We start from the raw sequence: 2,849 nt of genomic DNA, 5'->3' as shown, positions 1-2,849 counted from the left end.
CGCCGCCGGACAATCTTCCAGTCGAGGGCCGCCCCATCCGGGTCGGCCCTCGACTGCGTAGCGCCATTGGTGGCGCAATCAGGAAGGATGTACCTGTGAGTTCAGGACCGCAGGGCGGAGACCGTCCCCGTCGTTACGAAGACCGTACTGACGGTGCGGGCGGAAACGACCGCGGCCCGCGCCGCGATGACAAAGGCCGGCCCCCGTACCGGGGAGACCGCGACAGCGGCGGCGCCCGAGGCGGATACGCCGGCGGCCGCGACTCTGGCTCCCGTGGTGGTGACCGGGACAGCTCGCGCTCCAGCGCCCCCCGTGAGGGCGGCGACCGTCGCGAGGGTGGTTTCCGTGGCGGCGACCGTGATGGCTCGCGTTCCAGCGCACCGCGCGAAGGCGGCTACCGCGGCGGCGACCGTGATGGGTCCCGCTCGGGTGCCCCGCGTGAGGGCGGTTTCCGGTCCGGCGCTCCCCGCGAGGGTGGCTACCGTGGCGGCGACCGCGACAGTTCGCGTTCCAGCGCACCGCGCGAAGGTGGCTACCGGGGCGGTGACCGCGACGGTGGCTTCCGTGGCGGCGACCGCGACGGTGGCTTCCGTGGCGGCGACCGCGACGGTGGCTTCCGTGGCGGCGACCGCGACGGCTCGCGTTCCAGCGCTCCCCGTGAGGGTGGCTACCGTGGCGGCGACCGCGATGGCTCGCGTTCCAGCGCCCCCCGCGAGGGTGGCTACCGGGGTGGCGATCGGGACGGTTCGCGTTCCAGCGCTCCCCGTGAGGGTGGTTTCCGTGGTGGTGACCGTCGTGAGGGCGGTTACCAGGGTGGTGACCGCACTCGCTCCGGCCCGCCGCGTGAGGGTGGCTTCCGTGGCGGCGATCGCGACGGTGGTTTCCGTGGCGGCGATCGCCGCGAAGGTGGCTTCCGGGGCGGCGACCGGGACGGTTCGCGTTCCAGCGCACCCCGTGAGGGTGGCTACCGTGGCGGCGACCGGGACGGTTCGCGTTCCAGCGCTCCCCGTGAGGGTGGTTTCCGTGGTGGTGACCGCGACGGTGGTTTCCGTGGCGGCGATCGCCGCGAAGGCGGTTTCCGCGGTGGCGACCGTGAGGGTGGCTTCCGTGGCGGCGACCGGGACGGCTCGCGTTCCAGCGCGCCTCGTGAGGGCGGTTTCCGCGGTGGTGACCGCGACGGTGGCTTCCGTGGCGGCGATCGCCGCGAAGGCGGTTTCCGTGGTGGCGACCGGGACGGTTCGCGTTCCAGCGCGCCTCGTGAGGGCGGTTTCCGCGGTGGTGACCGCGACGGTGGTTTCCGTGGTGGTGACCGTCGCGAAGGCGGTTACCAGGGTGGTGACCGCACTCGCTCCGGCCCGCCGCGTGAGGGTGGCTTCCGTGGTGGTGACCGCGACGGTGGTTTCCGTGGCGGCGATCGCCGCGAAGGTGGCTTCCGGGGCGGCGACCGGGACAGCTCGCGTTCCAGCGCTCCCCGCGAGGGTGGTTTCCGGGGCGGCGACCGCGACGGCTCGCGTTCCAGCGCCCCCCGTGAGGGTGGCTTCCGCGGTGGTGACCGCGACGGTGGTTTCCGTGGTGGTGATCGCCGCGAGGGCGGTTACCAGGGTGGTGACCGCACTCGCTCCGGCCCGCCGCGTGAGGGTGGCTTCCGTGGTGGCGACCGGGACGGTTCGCGTTCCAGCGCCCCCCGTGAGGGTGGCTTCCGCGGTGGCGATCGGGACGGTTCGCGTTCCAGCGCTCCCCGTGAGGGTGGCTTCCGGGGCGGCGACCGTCGCGAAGGTGGCTTCCGGGGCGGGGACCGGGACGGTTCGCGTTCCAGCGCCCCGCGTGAGGGTGGTTTCCGTGGCGGTGACCGCGAGGGCGGCTACCGGGGCGGAGAGCGTACCGGGGGTTTCCGGTCCGACGAGCGGCCGCGTCGCGAGGGGGAGTTCCGTCGCGATGACCGCGCGGGTGGCTCCGAGTCGTCCGAGGGCGGGCGTAGCTCGGCCCCGGCGCTGCCGGACGACATTGTCGCGACCGACCTCGACAAGGACGTCCGCGCTGAGCTGCTCTCGCTGAACAAGCCGGTCGCCGAGACGGTGGCCCGGCACCTGGTCGCCACTGGGCAGCTGATCGACGAGGACCCGGCCGAGGCGTTGGCGCACGCGCTTGCCGCCCGGCGGCTCGCGTCGCGCATCTCCGCTGTCCGTGAGGCGGTCGGCCTGGCCGCGTACCGCGCGGGGGAGTGGCAGTCGGCGATCGCCGAGCTGCGCACGTACCACCGGATGAGCGGATTGCAGAGCCACCTGGCCGTGCTCGCGGACTGCGAGCGGGCTCTCGGCCGGCCGGAGCGGGCCATTGACCTGTTCCGTGGCGCGGACCGGGAGAAGCTGGACCAGGCCGTGGCGATCGAACTGCTGATCGTCGCCGCTGGCGCGCGGGGTGACCTCGGGCAGAAGGACGCGGCGGTCGCGATGCTCCAGGTCCCGGACCTCACCAACGAGGCCACCGTGCCGTGGACGGCCCGGCTGCGGTACGCGTACGCCGACGCGCTGCTCGCTGTCGGTCGGCGCGAGGAGGCCCGCGAATGGTTCTCCCGCGCTGCCGACGTGGACACCGAGGGCGAGACCGACGCCGCCGAGCGGCTGCTCGAACTCGACGGTGTCGTCATCGAGGGTGACGAGGAGGACGAGGCCGCCGAGGAGATCGCCGCTGGCCCGGGCGCTCCCGGCGCGGTGCCGGCCCGACCCGACGCTGACCTGGCCACCGACACGAACGACGACGACGACGATGTCGACGACGACGATGTCGACGACGACGACGACGACGATGACGACGATGACGACGATGACGACGATGACGATGACGATGAC

2 protein-coding genes are annotated in these 2,849 nt (G+C 73.3%); one reads left to right on the top strand and one right to left on the bottom strand.

Translation table 11 applies throughout. The features are described from left to right. Window positions 1-101: 101 nt before the first annotated feature. Window positions 102-2,087 (bottom strand): hypothetical protein, encoded by a 1,986-nt coding sequence (locus tag NIE111_RS29265; protein WP_238687483.1) that lies wholly within the window; start codon window positions 2,085-2,087, stop codon window positions 102-104. Between NIE111_RS29265 and NIE111_RS29260 the strand changes: the two genes are divergently transcribed. After that, window positions 2,076-2,849: tetratricopeptide repeat protein (locus NIE111_RS29260; RefSeq protein WP_504859754.1), on the top strand; the 774-nt coding region annotated here is incomplete at its 3' end. The genes NIE111_RS29265 and NIE111_RS29260 overlap by 12 nt on opposite strands.

Origin of the sequence: Micromonospora hortensis (genome assembly GCF_022230935.1) — a bacterium.
Classification (GTDB): Bacteria; Actinomycetota; Actinomycetes; order Mycobacteriales; family Micromonosporaceae; genus Micromonospora; species Micromonospora hortensis.
Note: the sequence above shows the minus strand (reverse complement) of the source record. Positions and strands in the feature narration are given on the sequence as shown.